Source organism: Terriglobus aquaticus, assembly GCF_025685415.1.
Classification (GTDB): domain Bacteria; phylum Acidobacteriota; class Terriglobia; order Terriglobales; family Acidobacteriaceae; genus Terriglobus; species Terriglobus aquaticus.
The window spans coordinates 3,860,016-3,879,534 of record NZ_JAGSYB010000001.1 but is presented as its reverse complement, the minus strand read 5'-3'; the positions used below and the strand labels follow the sequence as shown (position 1 = coordinate 3,879,534).

General features: G+C 64.7%; 16 protein-coding genes. 7 read left to right on the top strand and 9 right to left on the bottom strand.

Annotated elements, in window-relative coordinates; translation table 11 throughout:
- Positions 1–85: 85 nt before the first annotated feature.
- Positions 86–2,767, bottom strand: coding sequence for a DNA topoisomerase (ATP-hydrolyzing) subunit B (gene gyrB / locus OHL12_RS16025; RefSeq protein ID WP_263414822.1), 2,682 nt, complete (start codon positions 2,765–2,767; stop codon positions 86–88).
- Positions 2,768–3,369: 602 nt separating this feature from the next.
- Here gyrB and OHL12_RS16020 point away from each other — a divergent pair.
- The 3 genes from OHL12_RS16020 to OHL12_RS16010 all read left to right on the top strand — a co-directional run bounded on the left by OHL12_RS16020 (position 3,370) and on the right by OHL12_RS16010 (position 6,495).
- On the top strand, positions 3,370–3,876 hold the full coding sequence (locus tag OHL12_RS16020; RefSeq protein WP_263414821.1) for a hypothetical protein: 507 nt from the start codon (positions 3,370–3,372) through the stop codon (positions 3,874–3,876).
- Positions 3,866–5,188 (top strand): glycosyltransferase 87 family protein, encoded by a 1,323-nt coding sequence (locus OHL12_RS16015; protein WP_263414820.1) that lies wholly within the window; start codon positions 3,866–3,868, stop codon positions 5,186–5,188. The genes OHL12_RS16020 and OHL12_RS16015 overlap by 11 nt, the downstream gene beginning before the upstream one ends.
- Positions 5,189–5,331: 143 nt before the next feature.
- Positions 5,332–6,495, top strand: coding sequence for an acyltransferase family protein (locus tag OHL12_RS16010; RefSeq protein ID WP_263414819.1), 1,164 nt, complete (start codon positions 5,332–5,334; stop codon positions 6,493–6,495).
- Positions 6,496–6,568: 73 nt separating this feature from the next.
- Here OHL12_RS16010 and OHL12_RS16005 read toward each other — a convergent pair whose 3' ends face one another.
- The 3 genes from OHL12_RS16005 to OHL12_RS15995 are packed head-to-tail and all read right to left on the bottom strand — an operon-like array spanning position 6,569 to position 8,294.
- The gene (locus OHL12_RS16005) at positions 6,569–7,138 is read right to left on the bottom strand and encodes a zinc ribbon domain-containing protein (protein WP_263414818.1); all 570 of its coding nucleotides are present in this window, start codon (positions 7,136–7,138) and stop codon (positions 6,569–6,571) included.
- On the bottom strand, positions 7,135–7,578 hold the full coding sequence (locus tag OHL12_RS16000; RefSeq protein ID WP_263414817.1) for a hypothetical protein: 444 nt from the start codon (positions 7,576–7,578) through the stop codon (positions 7,135–7,137). The genes OHL12_RS16005 and OHL12_RS16000 overlap by 4 nt, the downstream gene beginning before the upstream one ends.
- Complete coding sequence (locus OHL12_RS15995) at positions 7,578–8,294, bottom strand: RNA polymerase sigma factor (protein ID WP_263414816.1); 717 nt, start codon at positions 8,292–8,294, stop codon at positions 7,578–7,580. The genes OHL12_RS16000 and OHL12_RS15995 overlap by 1 nt, the downstream gene beginning before the upstream one ends.
- Before the next feature lie 68 nt (positions 8,295–8,362).
- Between OHL12_RS15995 and rlmB the strand changes: the two genes are divergently transcribed.
- The 3 genes from rlmB to OHL12_RS15980 all read left to right on the top strand — a co-directional run bounded on the left by rlmB (position 8,363) and on the right by OHL12_RS15980 (position 12,020).
- Positions 8,363–9,160 (top strand): 23S rRNA (guanosine(2251)-2'-O)-methyltransferase RlmB, encoded by a 798-nt coding sequence (rlmB, locus tag OHL12_RS15990; RefSeq protein WP_263414815.1) that lies wholly within the window; start codon positions 8,363–8,365, stop codon positions 9,158–9,160.
- Positions 9,161–9,192: 32 nt separating this feature from the next.
- Positions 9,193–11,331 carry a gluzincin family metallopeptidase gene (locus OHL12_RS15985; RefSeq protein WP_263414814.1) on the top strand — a complete coding sequence of 713 codons (2,139 nt, stop codon included), beginning with the start codon at positions 9,193–9,195 and terminating at the stop codon, positions 11,329–11,331.
- 191 nt (positions 11,332–11,522) lie between these two features.
- Entirely contained in the window at positions 11,523–12,020 is a 498-nt protein-coding gene (locus OHL12_RS15980; protein WP_263414813.1) for a DUF3761 domain-containing protein, read from the top strand.
- 81 nt (positions 12,021–12,101) lie between these two features.
- Here the strand turns inward: OHL12_RS15980 and OHL12_RS15975 are convergent, their stop codons facing one another.
- The 5 genes from OHL12_RS15975 to OHL12_RS15955 form a co-directional block, all read right to left on the bottom strand.
- On the bottom strand, positions 12,102–13,952 hold the full coding sequence (locus OHL12_RS15975; protein WP_263414812.1) for an AsmA family protein: 1,851 nt from the start codon (positions 13,950–13,952) through the stop codon (positions 12,102–12,104).
- Between the two features lie 59 nt (positions 13,953–14,011).
- Positions 14,012–14,830 (bottom strand): signal peptidase I, encoded by an 819-nt coding sequence (gene lepB / locus OHL12_RS15970; protein WP_263414811.1) that lies wholly within the window; start codon positions 14,828–14,830, stop codon positions 14,012–14,014.
- 59 nt (positions 14,831–14,889) lie between these two features.
- Positions 14,890–15,735, bottom strand: coding sequence for a signal peptidase I (gene lepB, locus OHL12_RS15965; protein ID WP_263414810.1), 846 nt, complete (start codon positions 15,733–15,735; stop codon positions 14,890–14,892).
- Positions 15,732–16,607, bottom strand: a complete 876-nt coding sequence (gene rnc, locus OHL12_RS15960) for a ribonuclease III (RefSeq protein ID WP_263414809.1) — start codon at positions 16,605–16,607, stop codon at positions 15,732–15,734. Before rnc ends, lepB (OHL12_RS15965) begins: the two co-directional genes overlap by 4 nt.
- Before the next feature lie 83 nt (positions 16,608–16,690).
- Positions 16,691–17,695, bottom strand: a complete 1,005-nt coding sequence (locus OHL12_RS15955; RefSeq protein WP_263414808.1) for an ROK family protein — start codon at positions 17,693–17,695, stop codon at positions 16,691–16,693.
- A gap of 353 nt (positions 17,696–18,048) precedes the next feature.
- Here OHL12_RS15955 and OHL12_RS15950 point away from each other — a divergent pair, with 353 nt between their 5' ends.
- Positions 18,049–19,362, top strand: a complete 1,314-nt coding sequence (locus OHL12_RS15950; RefSeq protein ID WP_263414807.1) for a YXWGXW repeat-containing protein — start codon at positions 18,049–18,051, stop codon at positions 19,360–19,362.
- Positions 19,363–19,519: the final 157 nt, after the last annotated feature.

The following is a 19,519-nucleotide window of genomic DNA, read 5'->3' as shown; positions in this document are numbered from 1 at the left end:
CCGCCGGCTGCGCGAAGACTTTGCAGGGCAAAGTAGAAGGGCTCGGCAAGTGCCGAGCCCTTCTGGTTGTGCGATGCGGTTGTGACTAGATGTCGAGGTTCTTGACGTCCAGCGCGTTCTCTTCGATGAAGCGACGGCGGGCTTCGACGTCTTCGCCCATGAGGGTGGTGAAGATCTCCTCAGTGGCGGCGATGTCTTCGAGCTTGACCTGGAGGAGCGTGCGGCGTTCGGGGTCCATGGTGGTCTCCCAGAGCTGCTCGGCGGTCATTTCGCCGAGGCCCTTGTAGCGCTGCACTTGGTACTCCTTCTTGCCCTGCTCGATGACGTACTCGAAGAGCTCGCGCGCGGTCTGCTTTTCGACTGGGTCCTGGCCGGCCTTGGGTGCGCGCTTGGTGCCCTTGACCTCGGTCGCGGTGCCCGGTGCGGCGGCGATGGTCTCGTTGACGCCTTCGGTTTCGGCTACCTCTTCGGCTTCGTCGGCCTGAGCAATCTCGGCTTTGGAGCCGCCCTTGGGCAGGTACTCGATGTGGAACGGCGGCTTGAGGTACTCGCGAATCTGCGCGTATTTGCCGAGCATGAGGCGGAACTCCGGCGCGGACACCACGGTGTAATCGATGCGGCGGTGCGCGCCGTTCGCGTCGGTGAACTCGAGCGACCATGTGCCGTGCTCTTCGTCGCGGACGGGCGAGCCGACGGCCTTGAACTGGAACTCCTTCGCCATGGCGTTGAGGCGGGTGGCGAGTTCGTTCAGCTTTTCCGGTGTTTCGAAGTCGGCGCGTTGTGCGGGCTCCTTGCCGTCGTGGGCGAAGAGCTCGGCCACGGCGGAGGTGACGCGGTCATTGCGGAAGCGCTTGTCGGCCTTGTCGTAGAAGCCGAGGTACTCGTTGAGCTGGCCCATGAACTTGGTCAGGGCTCCGCCTTCGAGCAACTGGGCCTGGTCGCCGTAGCGGACGGTCATGCCGTCGGCAGCGCGCTTGACCATGACCTTGACGAACTCGCGGTCGTCTTTGACGTACTGCTCGAACTTGCCCTTCTTGATTTTGTAGAGCGGCGGCTGCGCGATGTAGACGTGGCCGCGCTGCACGAGCAGGTTCATGTGGCGGAAGAAGAAGGTGAGCAGAAGCGTGCGGATGTGCGAGCCGTCGACGTCGGCGTCTGTCATGAGAATCAGCTTGCCGTAGCGCAGCTTTTCGAGCTGGAAGTCGTCTTTGCCGATGCCGGTGCCGAGCGCCGTGATCATGGCGCGGATTTCTTCGTGGCCCAGCATCTTGTCGTAGCGGGCCTTTTCGACGTTGAGGATCTTGCCCTTGAGCGGGAGGATGGCCTGGAAGCGGCGGTCGCGGCCCTGCTTGGCGGTGCCGCCTGCGGACTCACCCTCGACCAGGTAGAGCTCGCAGCGGTCGGGCTGACGCTCGGAGCAGTCGGCGAGCTTGCCGGGCAGACCACCGCCGTCGAGCGCGCCTTTGCGGCGCGTGAGGTCACGGGCTTTGCGCGCGGCTTCGCGGGCGCGAGCGGCTTCGATGGCCTTGTTGATGATGCGCTTGGCGACCTGAGGGTTCTGCTCGAAGTAGGCGCCGAGGCGTTCGTTCACGAACGACTGGACCTGGCCCGAGATGTCGGAGTTGAGCTTGCCCTTGGTCTGGCCTTCGAACTGGGGCTGCGGCAGCTTGACGCTGACCACGGCGACGAGGCCTTCGCGGACGTCGTCGCCCGAGAGGGATTCCTTCACGTCCTTGAACAGGCCGAGTGACTGGCCCGCAGCGTTGATGGTGCGCGTGAGCGAGGTGCGGAAGCCGGAAAGATGGGTGCCGCCGTCGACGGTGTTGATGTTGTTGGCGAAGCTGAAGACGGTTTCGGAGTAGGCGTCGTTGTACTGCAGCGCAATCTCCATGACGAGCTGACCGCGCTCGGCTTCCATGTAGATCGGCTTTTCGTGCAGGACGGCCTTGCCCTTGTTCAGGTGGCGGATGAACTCCTCGATGCCGCCCTTGTAGCGGAAGTCGAGCGACTTGGCCTCGCCGGTCTTGGGATCGGTGGTGCGCTCGTCGGTGAGCGTGATGTGGATGCCCTTGTTGAGGAACGCTAGCTGGCGCAGGCGGCCGGCGAGCGTGTCGAAGTTGTACTCGTGGACCGAGAAGATCGACTTGTCAGGCAGGAAGTGGACCTTGGTGCCGCGCTTCTGGGTGACGCCGACTTCGCGCACGTCGGAGATGGGATCACCCTTGCTGTAGTCCTGCTGGTAGGTGTGGCCGTCGCGCCAGATCTCCACGTCGAACTCTTCGGAGAGTGCGTTGACGCACGAGACGCCCACGCCGTGGAGACCGCCCGAGACCTTGTAGGTGCTGGCGTCGAACTTGCCGCCGGCGTGCAGCTTGGTCAGAACGACCTGGACGGCGGGCATCTTCTGGCCGTTGCCGAGGTCCTTAATGTCGACCGGGATGCCGCGGCCGTCGTCGACGACGGTGATGGAGTTGTCGACGTGGATGGTGACGTCGATGCGGGTGGCGAAGCCAGCCAGCGCCTCGTCGACGGAGTTGTCGACGACTTCATAGACCAGGTGGTGCAGACCCTGCTCGGTGGTGGAGCCGATGTACATGGCCGGGCGTAGACGCACGGCTTCAAGCCCCTCGAGCACCTTGATGTTGTCGGAGGTGTAGCTCTTGGACTGGGCCTCGCCGTTACGGGAGCCGTTGGATTCGACGGCGGGCTCGGGAGCGTTGGTGGGATCGGTTTGTTGCAGGTCGAGCAGGGGCGTTTCGGTGGCCATTCGTCCTCGTGGTCTGTGCGGGCGAGCCGGCCCTCAAAACCCGCGTAAATGCTGGATTTTTCAGGGGCTCTCTACCTCCTCAAGTATACCATTCTGGGGTCCTGCTTTTCCCCACACAGGAGCATGTTTCCGCCGGCAAACCGGGGACTCGCAGGAAGGCTGGCGGACACCGAATTCCAGAGGACGACTTGTCGCAAACCAGCCTGACTGCGCCTTTGGATGGACGGCCACTTACGTCGTAGAGAAATCTTTCTGCTTCGTTCACCGCTTCTGGCCAGCCATCTATACGCACGGCCGGGCGTTGTTCAATCGGACCGAGTTGGGGCGCAAGGTCATCGGCATCTGGAAGGGCCGTAGAGGTAAGTCTTCTCCGCTTCCCACCCGGATGGAGACAAGTACGCCCGGATTTCAGTTCTAGGTTCGTTTGGCCACACCTTGTGCGTGCCACGCCGGATACGCACGCGCAATTGGGCGTGAGATGGATGATAATGAACGGCGTGCGTAACTCCGATGGGTATCTGCGGGAGCCGGGCAGTTTTCACCGAGACAAGACTTCGCGCGGCTCCAGAGTATTCGCATCTGCCGGGCAGGTACGATTGCTGGTGAGTGGCGTTGTGGTCACCGCACTGCTGATCGGAGCGGAGATCGTGCACTACGTGCGCGCCACCGATTTGGGTGCCCTGGATCGCATGGAAGTGAACGCCGATCAGGATCCACAGTGCAAGCCGATGGGTAGCAAGTACGACTACTCGTGCCCCTTTCCGGGCTATGTTTCGGTGCAGATGAGTTGCCTCGTCAGCGGGCATTGCGGGGACCGCAATCTCAGCATGCCGCCCGCTTCCGACGCCGCACAGTCCCGCAGCAGGCGCATGGAGCGGGAAGATAAGATCGCCAGCCTGGCTGTGGAGGCACCCTACAGCGGAGGCACACCCGAGTGGAGACTGGACGCCGAAAACCTGAGATCGGGAGGAGTTGAGGCAGAACTACCGCCCCCGCCAGTGATCGGCGCACCGAAAACCATGGAGGAGGCGCAGCAGGTGGTCTGGGAGAGGAACCTAGATCTGGCTCGCCACGATGCCGAGGAGTGGCTGACCCAACATGAGAGATAGGGGAACAGCGGAGTTACAGACAGAAGAATCAACACTGGCCCAGTGGAAGACGGGGGAGGTTACAGACAAACGCCTGCCTTACGAGTTGTGGCTCTTCCTGCTGATTAGCGCGGCACTCACCTCCGCGGCTTTTCTGTTCAGTTTGGTGGCCCGGTGGTTCCACTGGGGATTACCGTACAGCTTTCCTTACTTCTTTGTTCCGGGGCAGCTTCTAAGTGACTTCCGGTTCTTCTGGACGAAGTTCTCGTACCTGCACACGTACCACTTCTACTCCAGCAGCGGCGGATACTTTATGTATCCCTTGCCCCTGTTCTATCTGCTGCGGCCGCTGTTTGCTACATCTCGGCCCTTTATCCTCTTTATCCTTCTGCTCCTCGTCTCTACCAGCTTGCTGGTCTATGCCTTTGTGCGGGCGATGCGCAGTTCCGGGATGCGCGGCGTGGGGTTAGCTATCTTTGTCGCAGCCACGGTACTTCTTTCCTATCCGCTTGCATTCGAGTATCTGCGCGGCAACGTCGAGATCTTCCTCTTTTCGTTGACCGCTTTCGGACTGATTGCCTGGTGGAAAGAAAAGCCCTATCTTGCCGCAGTACTCCTCGGCGTAGCTGGAGCATGCAAGATCTATCCACTTATCCTGGCTGGGCTTTTCTTTTCAGAGCGCCGCTGGCGGGCGCTAGGTGTGGCGTTCGGAACTGCAATCGCGGTCACATTTGTCGCGGCCCTGGCGTTCGGACCAACGGTCCATGCGGCGTTGGCGTGGGACGGATTCCAGCTTTCCCTGTTCCAGAAGCGCTATGCCGGTGTGCCATCCCAGCTCGGGTACGACCACTCGTTTTTCGGGCTGGTGAAGTTTGTGACGCTGCCGTGGCATCCTAACCTGACGGCGCTCGTGCCGATCTATGTGCGCACAGCGGCGGTGCTCTCCCTGCTGCTGTATTTTGTCCGGATCCGGCATCTGCCCATGCTGAACCAGGTGATGGTTCTGTCGATCTTGTCGATCACGCTGCCGCCGGTTTCGTACGATTACACCCTGCTCGCGGTCTACCCTCCGCTGGTGATGCTGAGCATGGAAGTGGCGCGGAGAGCGTTCGCAGGTCTGGAGCCGATTCCCAATGCGATGCGGTACTTTGTGCTGTTTGCAGTGCTGCTGACGCCGCTGTCGTTTGTGACGTGGTTCAGCAATCCTCATGGCGCGCAGTTGCGGTGCCTGTGCCTGATCGCGATCCTGTGGACCGCGCTGCGGTATCCGATTGCGGAAGCGTCGCTGACTTTGCAATCGAAGCCCGTGATCGAGGGAGCGCTGAGCGCATAACCCGGAAGCAGATTGCGCTTACCGAATAGTGGCATGCGCGTGGGTTTTGCCCCGTAGTAAGACAGAAGAATAAGAAGTTCTTAATATCTGTCGGAGCTCCATTGCAATCGTTTGCAGATTCAGCAGCTTATCCACGTTTGTGGGTGAGCAAGAACTACCTGTCTTTTAATGGCATTCGTGCCCTTGCTCTGCTCCTGGTTTTCTATCGCCACTACGGTCCCATCGCCTACCCAGAGCGGTTTCACTCGTCGCTCGCGTTTGGAGGCGTGGACTTATTCTTTGTCCTATCGGGATTCCTGATCACCGGAATCCTCTACAAGAGCGCTCATAGGCAGGACTATTTTTCGCGGTTCTACCTGCGCCGCGCGCTTCGCACATTGCCCTTGTACTTTGGTGTGTTTGCCGTGCTGTACCTGTATCTGCTGGTCAGCCACACGGACGCACCCAAAGGCATGTGGATGAATCTTTTCTTCATCCAGACGATGCCCATGCATATGTATTCTGCAGGCACTACGGACCTGACACCGTTCGACATTCACCTGCGAAGTGGTGGAGTGATTGGGTTAGGCGTGCTGTGGAGCATGGCTGTGGAGCAGAACTTCTACCTGCTGTGGCCCTTTGTCATTCGGTTCCTGCGCGACCGCAAGAAGCTGCTCGCGTTGTCGGGTGCCGGAGTTGTGTTTGAAGTTGTACTCCGTTGCATCCTGTTTCACGTGGACAGCAACGTGGCGGGCAAGTCTGACTACATGTACTTCTTCCCGTTGACCCACTGCGACGGTTTGTTTGTCGGAGCGTTTCTGAACCTCTGGTTACAGGAAGCGAAGCTGACCAGGCGACAACTTCACCTCAGCGGTGTGGGTCTGCTGGCCGTTGGCATCGTGGGCTACGCGGTGGGACAGAGCTTATTCGGGCACGGCATGTGGAATTACGAATTGAACCCAATGGTGCAGACGTTCAGTTCTTCCTTACTCGCACTGCGTGGTGGGGGCCTGCTGCTGCTTTCTCTGGACCATGAGTCCTGGGTGTCTCGCGCGCTGCAGTGGCGGCCGCTGCAGGAGCTGGGACTGGTCAGCTACGGGTTCTACATGATCCATTACCTGCGCAAGGACCTGGTGAGCCAGATGGCGGATCACATGCCCGGTCACACACGTTTGCTGACTCTGCCGATCGTGTTCGGGTTCAGCTTTGCCTTCGCCTGGGTCAGCTTTCACTTTTACGAGAAGCGCTTTACGACATGGAAGCCCGGCAAGATCACGGTGGATCACGCTGCCCAGTTGGCACCTGAGCCTGCCGGTGTTCTCGTATAGAGAGGACGGACAAGGGGCTCCTTCGCCGATGCTCTGCGCGTGAGGAGCTCCGTGGCCTCTGGGCGGGAGGCGTTTAGTCGGTATAGGAGCGGAGGCGGGCGGGCATGCTGTCCTGTGCGAGGTCATGGCCGCACTGGACGCAGAAGACGTCGGTGATGTGGACGCCGCGGAAACACTGGCCGCAGACGGGTGCGAGTTGGAACGAGCACTGCGGGCAGAAGTGGAAGTCGTGCGCGAGTTCGGTGCGGCACGAGGGGCAGCGCGTCATGACGGGCTGTCGCAGCAGGAAATAGACGACCGCGCCGATGCCCGCAGGCATGAGCAGCACCATCAGCATCCAGACGGCACCGCTCATGTTGCGGCGCTTGACGTCGCGGCTGATGTAGCCGATGAGGAGCATGTAGCTGGCCAGGGCGGTGCCCCAGCTATAGCTCATGATCCAACGCATGGCGGCCGTGCCGGGGTGCGGCGGCGGCATGATGCGGTGGAACAGGATCTGGATGGCGAAGAAGACCAGCGCGGACAGCGCGACGGACCACCACGGAATCAGGCGGAGATCGCTTTCAGGCTTGTCGACGTCGGGCCGGGTGTGGGCGGTACGGCTGTTGGCAGAGCGTGCGAAGTTGGGAGCATCCCAGTTCACCGGGTCACCTCGTTCCGGAAGCGGCCCTGGAGCTGGGCGCTTCCTCCGTCGCGGCCACGGTCACGGCTGCTGCGGTTTCGCCGGAGATACACCGCGACCACGGTGACGACGGTGATGGGCAGAAACCAGAAGAGCAGAAGGAAAGCAGGGCTGCCGGTGTCCATGGTCTGGCCGCTGAACAGACGGCTGGCGCGATGCTCAAGCTGGCTCTCTACACCGCAAAAGGCCGAACCCGAGGCGACGACGCTGCCGGCGTAGCAGACCAGCAGAAGCACCGCGGAGCAGATGAGCAGGGGCAGAATGAGCTCGCGACGGCTCTTTTTCTGCTTGCGCATTTCCATGGCTCGCTCGCGCACCACGCGATGCGTGCGGTTCACGATGGCGGCCCGCGCCGCCGCGGACACGGCGGAGTTGGCCGTTTCCGTTTCGTGGAGCTCCATTAGATGAGGCCCTCTGCGGCCTGGGCAGCGTTGCGCTGAGTGCGAAGGCGCTCCAGCTCTGGCTTGAGCGCAGCCAGACCGCGGTAGAGGCGGGACTTGACCGTGCTGAGCGGAGCGCGAGTGACGCTGGCAATCTCTTCGAGCGGAAGGTCTTCGTGGAAGCGGAGGACGAGGACCTCGCGGTAGGCGGGCTGCAGCGCGAGCAGGACGGCGGAGACCTCTGCCGCGTTCTCACGGGAGCAGAACTGTTCGTAGGGCGAGGGAGCTTCGGTGGCGACTTCGAAGGGGCGCTCGTCGGCTTCGGGGTCCTGCATCTCGTCCAGCGACGCCATGGAGCGCTTGCGAGACTGGTCGATGACGAGGTTGCGGGCGATGGTAAACAGCCAGGTGTCGAAGCGGGCCTTGCCGTTGAATTGCGCGCCACGCATCAGGACGCGGATCCAGGTTTCCTGGAAGAGGTCTTCGGCCAGCTCGCGGCGGCCTGTGAGGAACGACAGGTAGCGCATGAGGCGGTGCTGGTAGGTGTCGATGAGGCGATCGAGGAGTTCGGGATCCTGCTGCTTGAGCCCCTGTGCGATCTCTGCCTGTTCGCGCGCAACGGCCTCGGCCAGGCTGGCGGCGGAGAGCGACGCTGCGGCAGAGGCGTTCACACCACCAGAGACGCGGGATGCGGGCGAAAAGACTCGGGCGGTGCCGGCGTTTCGGGGAAACGGCATACCGTGGAGCTCCTGATGTGTGGCTAGTAAACCGTTTTAGTATAGGCCCGCACCGCTACACTTGAGGGATGGAAGTGCTGTTTGGCGTGCATCCGGTGACGGAGGCGGTGCGCAGCCGTGCGCGCGATGTGGACCACGTGACGCTGCAGGCGGGCGGCAATCCGCGGCTGGCGGCGCTGGCCGATCTGTGCCGGGCGAATCGGGTGCGCGTGACCCAGGGCAGCCGGGACGAGCTGTCGCGGATGACCAAGACGGAGCAGCACGGCGGTGTGGTGGCGTTTCTGAAAGAGCGCAAGCTGCTGGCGCTGGAGGACTTGTTCACGCGGCAGAACGGTGCGGCGCACATGCTGCTGGCGCTGGACGGGGTGGAAGATCCGCACAACCTGGGAGCGCTGCTGCGGTCGGCCGATGGTGCCGGGGCGACTGGTGTGGTCCTGCCGGAGAGGCGCGCCGTGGGCGTTACCGGGACGGTGGCCAAGGCGGCGGCGGGGGCGACGGAGCACGTCCGGATCGCGCAGGTGACGAACCTGGTGCGGTCGCTGGAGGCGCTGAAGAAGGAAAACGTCTGGATCGTCGGGCTGGACGAGCGCGGGACGCAGGACTACACGGATTTCGACTTTCGCGGCGACTTTTGCCTGGTGCTGGGACGCGAGGGCGCGGGGCTGCACGACCTCTCGCGGAAGACCTGCGACTTTCTCTTGCGCATTCCGATGGCGGGGGCGGTGCCGTCGTTGAATGTGTCGGTTGCGGGCGCGGTGGTGCTGTATGAGGCCGCGCGGCAGCGGCGAGTGGCGGCGCGGCCGGCGGTTGCGGGGAACGAAGTAGCAGCGAAGGCGTCCAAACCGAGGAAGGGTTTGGGATCCTGAAGAGCTTCAAGAGATCGTTTGCGCGTTTAGGGTTGGCCGCAGTTCTGGTGGTGCCGGTTGCCGGTGCGCAGGCGGGTGATGCAGCGCAGATGCCGGCGGCGCCGACGCATCAAGCTGCTGCTGCGAACGATGCTGCTGCGGTGAGTTCTGGCGAGTCGCCGGTGGGCAACGCGGAGCGGACGGCGTTGCGGATCGAGAACCTGTCGCTGGACATGCACCTGAACGCCGACACCGGGGCGGTGACGACGCGGGCGCGGATGCGGGTGCGGAACGGTGGAGCTTCGCCGATGACTCGCGTGGCGTTGCAGGTGAGCTCGGCGCTGCTGTGGCAGAGCGCGCGGCTGACCGGCGGCGATGGAGGTGGGACGGCGCTGCCGGTGCGGCAGTATCGGGTGACGACGGACACGGACCACACCGGCGTGGCGAACGAGCTGGTGCTGGCGCTGCCGAAGGCGCTGGCTCCCGGTGCGGAGCTGAACCTGGACCTGTACTACGGCGGCACGCTCGTGCAGAGCGCGGAACGGCTGCTGCGGATCGGCGCGCCCGAGAACCGGGCAGCCGAGGCGGACTGGGACGGTGTGTCTCCGGAGTTCGTGGGTTTGCGCGGATTCGGCAACGTGCTGTGGCTCCCGGTGAGCGCTCCGGCGGCGATCCTGGCGGATGGCGATGCGTTTGCCAAGGCTGTGCGTGCGGAACGCGAGCGCACGGCGGGCGCAACGGTGCAGATGTCGTTGGCGCTGGAGCATACCGGCGCGTCCCCAATGACGGCGTGGTTTGTGGATCAGCCGGCGGAGCTTCGCTCTGCCCTGCAGCGCCGCGATGCGTTCATGCCTGCGCGGCATGGCACGGATACGGCCGGAGCAGGCACGCAGAGTGCGGCCGCATCGCAAGACAGCGGTGCGCACGAGGCCGGCGAACAGAGCGGCGACGCGCAGAGTACCGAGGCGGCGGGGGATCCTGACCAGACTGAGATCGTGACGGCGAAATGGGACGGCATCCGGCTGGACGGACGGCCCGTGTCGTTGTTTGTGATGGAGGGCGATGCAGCGGGAGCAGCCGAGGCGGCTGCGCCGGTGCGGCTGGTGGGCGGCGAGGCCGGTGCGCGCAGCAGCTACGCGAGTGCCGCGGGACGCGTTGCGCCGCTGCTGAAGCAGTGGCTGCCGCTGTCTGGCGGCGCGGTGCTGACGGTGCTGGCGCTTCCCTCGCCCGGGACGCAGGCGTTTGCGGACGGCGATCTACTGGTCGCTCCGACGCATGCGAGCGACACGGCAGCGCTGGCGGAGTCGCTGGTGTACCCGATGGCTGCGGCGCGGATGCCGGTGGACGCCCCGGCGTGGATGCGGGAGGGTGTTCCGGAGTTCCTGCGGCTCGTGTACCTGGAGCAGACGGGCGGACGCGACCGCATGCTGGCGGAGTTGCAGGGGCTGACTCCCGCGCTGCAGACCGCCGAGGCGGAGCGCGGCATGGATCCGGCACCGCTGCGCACCTGCGTGGACCCGGTGTGTGCGCGCGACAAGGCAGGGTTTGCGCTGATGATGCTGCGGGGTATGGTGGGCGACGCTCCGCTGGCGCAGGCGCTGCAGGCGGTGCTGCTGCCCGGGAGCGCGGCGGATGCGGGCGTGGGCGGCGAAGCGGAGGGTGGACGGGCGCTGACGCGGCGGTTTGAAGCGGCGGTACAGCAGAGTTCGGGCAAGGATCTGAGCTGGTTTTTTTCAGACTGGTTCAGCGCGGATCGCGGTCTGCCGGATTTGCAGATTGTGCAGGTGGCGCCGCGGCGGATTGAGCGCGGAGCCACGACCGTGACGGAGCCGGTGAAGCGCGGGCCACGGCTGGGGGCGCTGGGAGCGGAGCCTCAGGCGGAGGCAGATGATCCGCGCAGGAGCTCGCCGACCGCGGCCAGCCGCAACACCGCCGGCCTGCCGGACGGATCGTGGCTGGTGGCCGTGGAGGTGCAGAACAACGGCGATGCTGCCGTGGAGGTGCCGGTAACGGTGCGATCTGCCGGGCTGCAGAACCAGCTGCCGCTGCGGGTGCCGGCGCACGGGCGGGCCACGGTGCGGGTGCCGTTTGAGGCAGCGCCCGAAGAGGTCTGGGTGAATGACGGGACCGCGCCGGAGCAGCATGGGCAGACGCACCACCGTTCGATCGAGGTGACGCGGGAGAGTCGTTGATTGGGTCTCTGCACTCGAAGTATGGCGAACGAACGCAGCGCGGCTGCGCTGACATGTTCCGCAACGGGATGGTGTTTCGATCAAACGATTGTTATGGGCCGAAACGGCGTCTCAGCGGCGGCTATCCCGGTGAGGTTGAGGCCGCATCTTTTGGCGTGTGGCTCGAACTTCACATGGTCAGGGGACGGCGAATGAGGACTGGGATCTGGTTAGGGATTGCGGCAGCGGTGGCGTTGACGGCAGGGACGCAGGCGCAGGCGCCGCAGGGTTCGACCGCGCTGTGTAAGGACGGCACGTATTCGCAGGCGGCGACGCGGAAGCAGGCGTGCAAAGCAAATGGCGGCGTGAAGACGTGGTTCCCGACGGACGGCGGCGCGGACAAAGCGCCCGCGGGGACGCTAAACGCGGCTCCGGGGGCAGACCAGGCGAACATGGATGGCATGACGCAGAAGGCACCGAAGAGGCCGGCGCGGCCAACTCCGGCAGCTCTGCCGAACGGTGGGACGACGCGGCCTCAGGCTCCCGGCGCCGGGCCCGGCCTGGTGTGGGTGGACGCCAAGACGAACCGGTACTACTGTGCCGCCGATCCGAACTACGGCCGGACCAAGACGGGCAAGTATGTGTCGGAGTCGGATGCTAAGACGAGCGGAGCGAGCATCGCGAAGAACCAGAACTGCTCCGTGCAGTAAGACCGCGATGGAGTGCGAAGGGGGGAGACGGGCTGTCTTTCCCTTTGCTGCGTTTGGCCGACCTACGAAGAGCGAACGGTGCTAGCGGCGGTTGTGTCTGCGGGATTTGGTTTCCGCGGTGGTGGAGACGGTAGCGGTCCAGGTCTGGGCCTGACCCCAGGGGCGCACCGACTGCACGGGTGACTGTGCGGACGTGCTGTCTGCCGGTGTCGGGAGGTTGTCGCCCAAGGGAGGTACGAGGCTGCTGGCGTATTGCGCGAGGGAGCGCGAGGGGTACTGCATGGTGATCGCTTGTCGGCTGATCTGTCCGCGCACTTCGGTTGCGGGGTCTACGCGGTCGGCGGCAATGCCAGTCTGAGCGGTTGGCGCGGGAGACACCGCTAAGCCGGCGGTGATGGTGAGGGATTCCGAGCCTTCGGCCGTGCTTTCCGGGCCGGTCGGTACGGGCGTTCGAGCCAGATGGATGATCCAGGGCTGGCCGGTTGTGCCTGCGGCCCTGCCCGGTTCCGGTGTGGTTGGGTCGGCGGGGGCGGATGCGGTCTGCGCGTCCGTGGCAGACGGTGTCGGTGCTCCGGCGGGTGCGGTGCGGTACGCCGGCGATAGAAGGCAGCGGCAGTCCACTTGCAAGGTCCACGACTGTGGCGGACCGTTGAGGTCTGCGTGGAGGTTCACCGTGCCGGTGGCGCTGGCGGATTCCGGGATGCGGCTGGAGAGGACGCGCGACCAGTCTAGGAAGTAGCTGGGGCTTGCTTCCTTGAGGTCGACCGTGGCGGTGGCGTTCGACAGAGTGAGCAGGTCGGGGATGCTGCCCTGGAGGAAGACGACGCCGGGCGCGGCGGTTGGCTGCGCGTTGTCGTGGGAGCGGAAGACGCCCTGGAAGAGACCGGCGGTTTCAGAGGTGGTGGGGATGGCGCAGCGGATGTTGCCGAGTGCTCGGACGATGCCCTGGGCGTCGGCCTGGCAATGCGCGTCGAGGCTCATGGGCAGGCGCGGGACGAACTCGGCGCGGCGCAGGTTGTGGAGATGCAGGTCAGAGGAGAGCTGCATGTGAGCGGGGGTGCCGCGCACCTCGAGCTCGGCGGATGCGGCGCCACGGAAGCCGGTATCGCGGCCAACGACGAGTTTAGCCGCCTCGCCCAACGGAGTGGACGACCAGCGCGCCGAGATGGCGAGCGGCTGGTTGAGAACGCCGGCGTCGCCGCGGCCGAGTGAGCCTTCGAGTTCGAGTTCGCCGACGTCGCTGACGTCGGTATCGGTGCGGAGCGGACGGCCACGGAGGCGGACGCGCCATTCGTTTTCGTCGGGAAGCCAAAGGGCTAGCTTGGCGTCGAGCAGCGACCAGGGCAGCTTGGTGTCGCTGGCCTTGACGTTGATGCGGGCCTCGGTGGCCTCGATGTAGGGGAAGCGCGGAGCGGCGCCTGCCCTGCCCTGCGAGGTGGGCGCGTTTTGCAGATAGCCGGCCTGGGTGACGACGCCCTGCAGATTCCAACGGCCGTCGGAGCGGCGGACGAGATTGATGCTGGGCGCGAGCAGCTTGATGTGGGAGACCTCGACCCGGCGACGCCAGAGCGAGGAGAGGCGGAGGCGGGCCTCGACCGTGTTGGCGCGGAGGGCGGGTTCGTAGCCGAAGGCGGGGTCTTCTTCAACGACAAAATTCTGGATAGTCAGCCCGGGTAGCGGGAGCACGTGCAGGTGGATGTTGTCGAAGTGAACCGGGCGACCGATGCTGGCGCTGATGGCCTGCGCGACGCGGTGCTGGTACCTATTGACGTTGAGCAGCGGCGGAAGGACCGTGAGCAGGACGAGAAGCAGCACGACGACGACCGCCCAGCCGATGCGATGGAGCGTGCGGTGACTGAGGACGGGCTGGGCGTCGAGGGCGGCGTCGCTGCCCTCGATCGGCTCAGATGTGTTGTTGTCGTGGCTCGTCATGGATCCAGTAGCGGCGGTCGCTGCACGATGTGCGCTTTCCGCAACAATAAGCGACCGTGCTATCGGGTGATGTGGCCGGTGCGCGACCAGCGGGTGTCAGAGAAGAAGTGGGTGATGACGTGGCTGACCCAGGCGGCAGTGGAGCTGGCACCCGTCTTGTCGTTCTGGTCGGCCGGGGTGACAAAGGACCAGTAGACGAACATGGGGCGGCCCATGATGTTGTTGTCCGGAACAAAGCCCCAGAAGCGCGAGTCGAGCGAACCGATGCGGTTGTCACCCATGGCGAAGACGACGTGATCGGGCACGACAAGATCGCCGCCCTGGACGTGATTCGGGAGATCGACGGTCCAGAGCTCAGTTGCAGGCGGCCGACCGGGATTCCGCGGAAAATCGTCGCGGTACGGATCGTATGAGGAACTGAAATCGCCGTCGTCTTTCGGCATGCTGATGAAAGGCTCGTCGACGCGCTGGCCGTTGCGGTATAGAACGCCGTGGTCTAGATGAATGCGATCACCGGGCAGGCCAATCGCACGCTTGACGAGCACGAGGTCTGGGGATTCCGGGTTGGGCTTGACGAAGACAATGATGTCGCCGCGCTGGACGGCGCGGTAGTGCATGATGCCAACGGGGAACGGCTGCGGCGAGATGGTGGAGCGGTCGACCACCACGTGATCGCCGATGAGCAGCGTCTTCTCCATGGAGCCGGACGGGATGGCGTAGTTCTGGAACAGGAACGTCATGAGGAAGAGGCCGATGACGAAGACGTAGGCGGTTCCTGCCAGCGATTCGGGCAGGGTTTCGCGACGCTCTTCCACGACGGCGGGCGCGGCAGGACCTGTGGCGACGACCGGGGGTTCGGGTTGAAGTTCTGTGGCCACGGCGGATGCGTCTCCTCTGCTGCAAGCAGTGTACCTGCGCGGGGCGCAGGCTTACTGATTCAGCGGACGATGTGGCCCAGGCGGGCGCGGCGAAGATGCGGCGCCTGGCCGGGCTGGTGGTCGATGGAGAGGTAGGTGAGCAGGGGTTCGCCGACGATGGCGGCCGGGTGGACAAAGCCCCAGTAGCGGCTGTCGAGGCTGTCGTTGCGGTTGTCGCCCATTACGAAGTAGCTTCGGTCGGGGACGGGGAGTTCGCCGTCGCGTATGCGGCTGCGGAGCTCGATCCACCACGGGGCCTCGGCGGAGGGGTCGGCTTCTTGCAAATTGGGGAAACGGTCGCGGAAGGGTGAGCGGCCGGCGGGGGTGTACTGCGCGTAGGGCTCGGCCTGTGGCTCGCCGTTGCGATACAGGGTGTTGTCGCGCAGGTGGATGCGGTCGCCCGCGACGGCGACGACGCGCTTGACAACAAGCTGGTCGGGGTCGACCGGGTAGTGGAAGACGACCAGCGAGCCGACGCGGGGCTGGCGGTATGGCAGCAACCAACGCCAGTGGCCAGCGGGGGCGAAGACCTGCTTATTGACCAGGACCAAGTCGCCGACCAGCAGGGTTTGCTCCATGCTGCTGCTGGGAATCTGCGTGGGCTGCACCAGGAACGTGATTACGAACAGGGCCACGGCGGTGAGGCGGGCAAGCGAGGCGGCGACCGTGCCAAATGCGGTGGCGAGCAGGGTGCCTCGACGGCGCTGGTGGACCGGCGGCGGTGGCGGTGCAGGCGGGTGCGGTGGCAGGTCGGCTGCGCGGAAGGTGAGCGGCTGTGGCGACCCGGCGAAGGGCTTGTGCGGCGCGCGCGGAGCCTGCGGCAGGCCGGTGCCGGAATGTTCCGGCCGGGGTGTTCCGGGCGTCATTGCGCCTGTTCCCTGCCGGTGGCGGAGTCCGCTGCAGCGGCCAGGGTGAGGGGCTCAGCCTGCAAGAGGCGGAAGGCTTCGGCAGCGGCGGCTTTCTGGGCGGCTTTGCGGTTGCGGGCTTCGCCGCGACCGAGGACCTGCTCACCGAGGAGAACCTCTTCGACAAAGCGGCGGTCGGCCTGGGTCTCGCCGAGTTCCGCGGCGTTGCGGTAGGTGGGAACGCCAACGCCGCGGGCTTGCAGCAGCTCCTGCAGGGCGGACTTCCAATCGCCCATGATGCCGAAGTTAGCACCGTCTTCGGCGATGCGAAGCAGGTCGGGCAGGTGCGGCTCGAAGATTTCGCGGCGGATGAGCGGGGCAACGGCGAGGTGGCCGTCGGGCGCGGCGTCGCGGTAGATCGCGGCGAGCACGGCTTCTACGGCGTTGGCGAGGAGGCTGGTCTTCTGGCGACCGCCGGTGGCTTCCAGGTCCGCGCCGAGACGGAGGGCCTCGCCGAGTTGGAGGCGCACGCCGACCTGGCTGAGGGCTTCGCGGCTGACCAGCATGGCGCGCATGCGCGTGAGGTCGCCTTCGCGGCGATGGCCGAAGCGCTCCAGTAGGAGCTCGGTGACGTGGAGGTCGAGGATGGAATCGCCGAGGAACTCAAGCTGTTCGTTGTCGGCGTCGGTTTCGTTGCGACCCTGCTCTTCTGCGACGGAGCGGTGGGTGAGAGCGAGTTCGAGCAGGGCTTTGTCGCGGAAGTGGTACTGCAGGCGATCCTCGAGCGGGGTTGGGACCGGACTCGAAGGAGCGGGCGCACGGCGGTCAGCGCCTTTGGCTGGCACGCCAGAGTCGGTCGGCACGCCAGGTTTGTCCGCTTTGCGCTTCGCCATGGTGTTCAGTGTAGCCAGTCACGCGCGGGGCGAAGATTGCCGGAGTTGGTGCGCCCGGATCTCTGCTGCCGCGCGAGATGGGATCAGGCGCGGGCAGCTTCGGCGAGGGATTCGGTGCTGGCCAGGGCTGCCTGGCGGGCGATAACGGCGGCGCCGACGACTTCGGTGCGGACGTCTTCGGGGCGGATCTCGACGCTGAAGCCCTGCAGTGGGCTCATGCGGACCATCTGCTCGATGTAGTGGTGCAAGAGCGGCAAATCGAGGAAGCGGACGTTGTAGCCGGTGACGTAGAACTTGCCGGCGCCGGTCATGTGGATGCTGGTGGCGGTGCCGGCGGCCAGGGCGCGGTGCCACAGGCGCTTGAACTCGAGGCAGCGCTTGTCGCCGTTTTCGGCGGCGGCGAAGACGTCCTCGGGTTCCATGTCGAGGAAGCGCAGGCGCATGGCGCGGTGGCCCATGATGCCTTCGATGTGGCCCTTGCCGCCGCAGCCGCAGTAGCTCTCGCGCTCGTCGAGGGTGACGACGGTGTGACCGCCTTCGCCGATGCCGTCGATCATGGGGTAGCGGCCGAAACCGATGCCGGTGCCGACGGTCCAGACGCGGATGAGTTGCTGCAGCTTGCCCTGGGTGGCGGCGAGGCCGGCGGCGACGGCGTCTGCGTCATTGAGCGCGGTGATGGGAGCGTCGACGCCGTGGTCGCGCAACATCTGGCCGAGTTCCGCGGCAATGCGCACGCCTTTGAGCTGCGGGACGTTGGGCGCGTCTTCGACAACGCCGTTGCGGACGATGCCCGGCAAGGCTACGCCGACGGCATCGATGCTGGCTGGGCCGTTGTCGCGCGAGCCCTGATCGTGAACCAAGCCGATGCCTTCGCTGACGGCGCCCTCCGCGGGCGCGCCGTTGACGACTGCGATGATCTGCTCGCACATGGCTTCGAGCAGGTGTTCGCGCGGCATTTCGACCAGGGCGTCGTCGTACTCCTCGTCGGCGGGGTAGCCGCGCAGCTTGCCTGCGACGCCCGCTTCGTCCACGAGGCCGGCGACGATGCGCTTGGAAAGAGTGAGACCTACCGTGCGGATGCTTGCCATGCTGTACCTGCTTGTCTGATGCCGAAGCGAAGAATGATGCCGCCGTCGGAATGGATGCAGCAGTGCCGTCAACCGTCCCGTTGCCTGGCGCTTTACGACGTGCGAATGCGCCAGAGTCGTTGTGGGCGGATTATGCGCCCTGCGCAATAGGCCATGCAAGCGAAAGCCGATGGCGAGACAGCAGGAAGACATAGCCTTTTACGTAAGCGCTAACGGGGAGACGCAACAAGAATCTGGAGAGTTGTGGACGGCGAAACACAACACTTTGGAGTGCCGCGGGTTTGCGTTGAACGAGATGACAGAGGCGCCGGACCAACATGGCGTGGGCCTCGAGAGTCAGCAAGGAGTACAGAATGATTTCGCGTTCCTCTATGTCCCGGATTGGGCGTTTTGCTCTGACGGCAGCGCTGTTGACACCGCTGGCGCTGGTAAGCACGGCGGAGGCTCGCGCCTCGATCTCGCTTGGCATCAGCATTAGCGTGGGCACGCCGCCGCCGCCGTTGCCGGTGTATGTGCAGCCGCCGCTGCCCGCGCCTGGTTACATTTGGACGCCGGGCTACTGGGCCTGGGGTGACGCGGGCTACTACTGGGTGCCGGGAACGTGGGTGCTGCCACCGCAGGAAGGCCTGCTTTGGACGCCCGGATATTGGGGCTACGCCGGCAACGTGTATGGCTGGCATCCCGGGTACTGGGGACCGCACGTGGGCTTCTACGGCGGCGTGAACTATGGCTTCGGGTACGGCGGCGTTGGCTTCTTCGGTGGGGAGTGGCGTGGCAATAGCTTCTTCTATAACCGGGCCGCGGCGAACGTGACGAATGTGCACGTGACGAACGTGTACAACAACACGACGGTGATCCAGAACAACACGATCATCAACAACAATCACGTGGCGTACAACGGTGGGCCGAACGGAATTCAGCGGCAGCCGACGATTGCGGAGCAGAACTGGGCTCGCGATCAGCACTTCAACCCGACGCAGAACCAGATGCAACACCAGCAGTTTGCGGCGCAGGATCGGGCGCAACTGGCGGCAGTGAATGGTGGGCGTCCGCAGACCTTTGCGACGCCGAACCCGGGCGCTTATCACCAGGTGGCGCAGCAGCACATGCAGGCGCAGCCGATCAGCGCGCAGGACCGGCAGATGGGGCGCAGCTTCAACACGGCGGCCTTTCAGAGCCGGCAGGCGAACCAGGATCAGCGCATCGCCAACGGTCTGCGCAGCGGACAGATGACAAGCGGCGAGGCGGCGCAGGCGAACCGCATGCAGGCGGGCATCAACCAGCAGGTGCGTACGGACCGGCAGGCGAATGGTGGAGCTCCGCTGAACCAGCAGCAGCGGCAAGGGATCAACCAGCAGCAGAATGCGTTGGGCCGGCAGATCTATAACGACAACCATAACGGCAACGCGGTGCGGCCGAACTCCGTGGACAACCGCGAGGCCAACCAGGACCAGCGGATCGCCAACGGCGTTCGCAGCGGGCAGATGACGAACGGTGAGGCGATGCGCGCGCAACAGCGGCAGGGCTTTGTGGACCAGCAGGTACACAACGACCGGGTGGCAAATGGCGGCCGCATGAACCAGCCGGAGCGGCAGCAGGTACAGCGTGAGCAGAACCACGCTTCGCAGCAGATCAAGCAGGAGAACCACAACGATCGCCGCCGATAACACCTACTACAAACAAGCAATTGCAACAGGACGGCTGACCGTGAGGTCAGCCGTTTTGCTTTGGGTCCTCGATCACGAAAAGGGCAGATCGAAAGCGCTAACGCTGCGGCTTTTGTTTGCCAGATTCATCGGCCTGCAATAGAGTTGAGATGAACCC

Excerpts from the sequence above, each read along its gene's own strand:
- gyrB (WP_263414822.1), bottom strand. The coding sequence starts at position 2,767 with ATGGCCACCGAAACGCCCCTGCTCGACCTGCAACAAACCGATCCCACC.
- OHL12_RS16015 (WP_263414820.1), top strand. The coding sequence starts at position 3,866 with ATGAGAGATAGGGGAACAGCGGAGTTACAGACAGAAGAATCAACACTG.
- OHL12_RS16000 (WP_263414817.1), bottom strand. The coding sequence starts at position 7,578 with ATGGAGCTCCACGAAACGGAAACGGCCAACTCCGCCGTGTCCGCGGCG.
- OHL12_RS15995 (WP_263414816.1), bottom strand. The coding sequence starts at position 8,294 with ATGCCGTTTCCCCGAAACGCCGGCACCGCCCGAGTCTTTTCGCCCGCA.
- rlmB (WP_263414815.1), top strand. The coding sequence starts at position 8,363 with ATGGAAGTGCTGTTTGGCGTGCATCCGGTGACGGAGGCGGTGCGCAGC.
- OHL12_RS15980 (WP_263414813.1), top strand. The coding sequence starts at position 11,523 with ATGAGGACTGGGATCTGGTTAGGGATTGCGGCAGCGGTGGCGTTGACG.
- OHL12_RS15975 (WP_263414812.1), bottom strand. The coding sequence starts at position 13,952 with ATGACGAGCCACGACAACAACACATCTGAGCCGATCGAGGGCAGCGAC.
- lepB (WP_263414810.1), bottom strand. The coding sequence starts at position 15,735 with ATGACGCCCGGAACACCCCGGCCGGAACATTCCGGCACCGGCCTGCCG.
- rnc (WP_263414809.1), bottom strand. The coding sequence starts at position 16,607 with ATGGCGAAGCGCAAAGCGGACAAACCTGGCGTGCCGACCGACTCTGGC.
- OHL12_RS15955 (WP_263414808.1), bottom strand. The coding sequence starts at position 17,695 with ATGGCAAGCATCCGCACGGTAGGTCTCACTCTTTCCAAGCGCATCGTC.
- OHL12_RS15950 (WP_263414807.1), top strand. The coding sequence starts at position 18,049 with ATGATTTCGCGTTCCTCTATGTCCCGGATTGGGCGTTTTGCTCTGACG.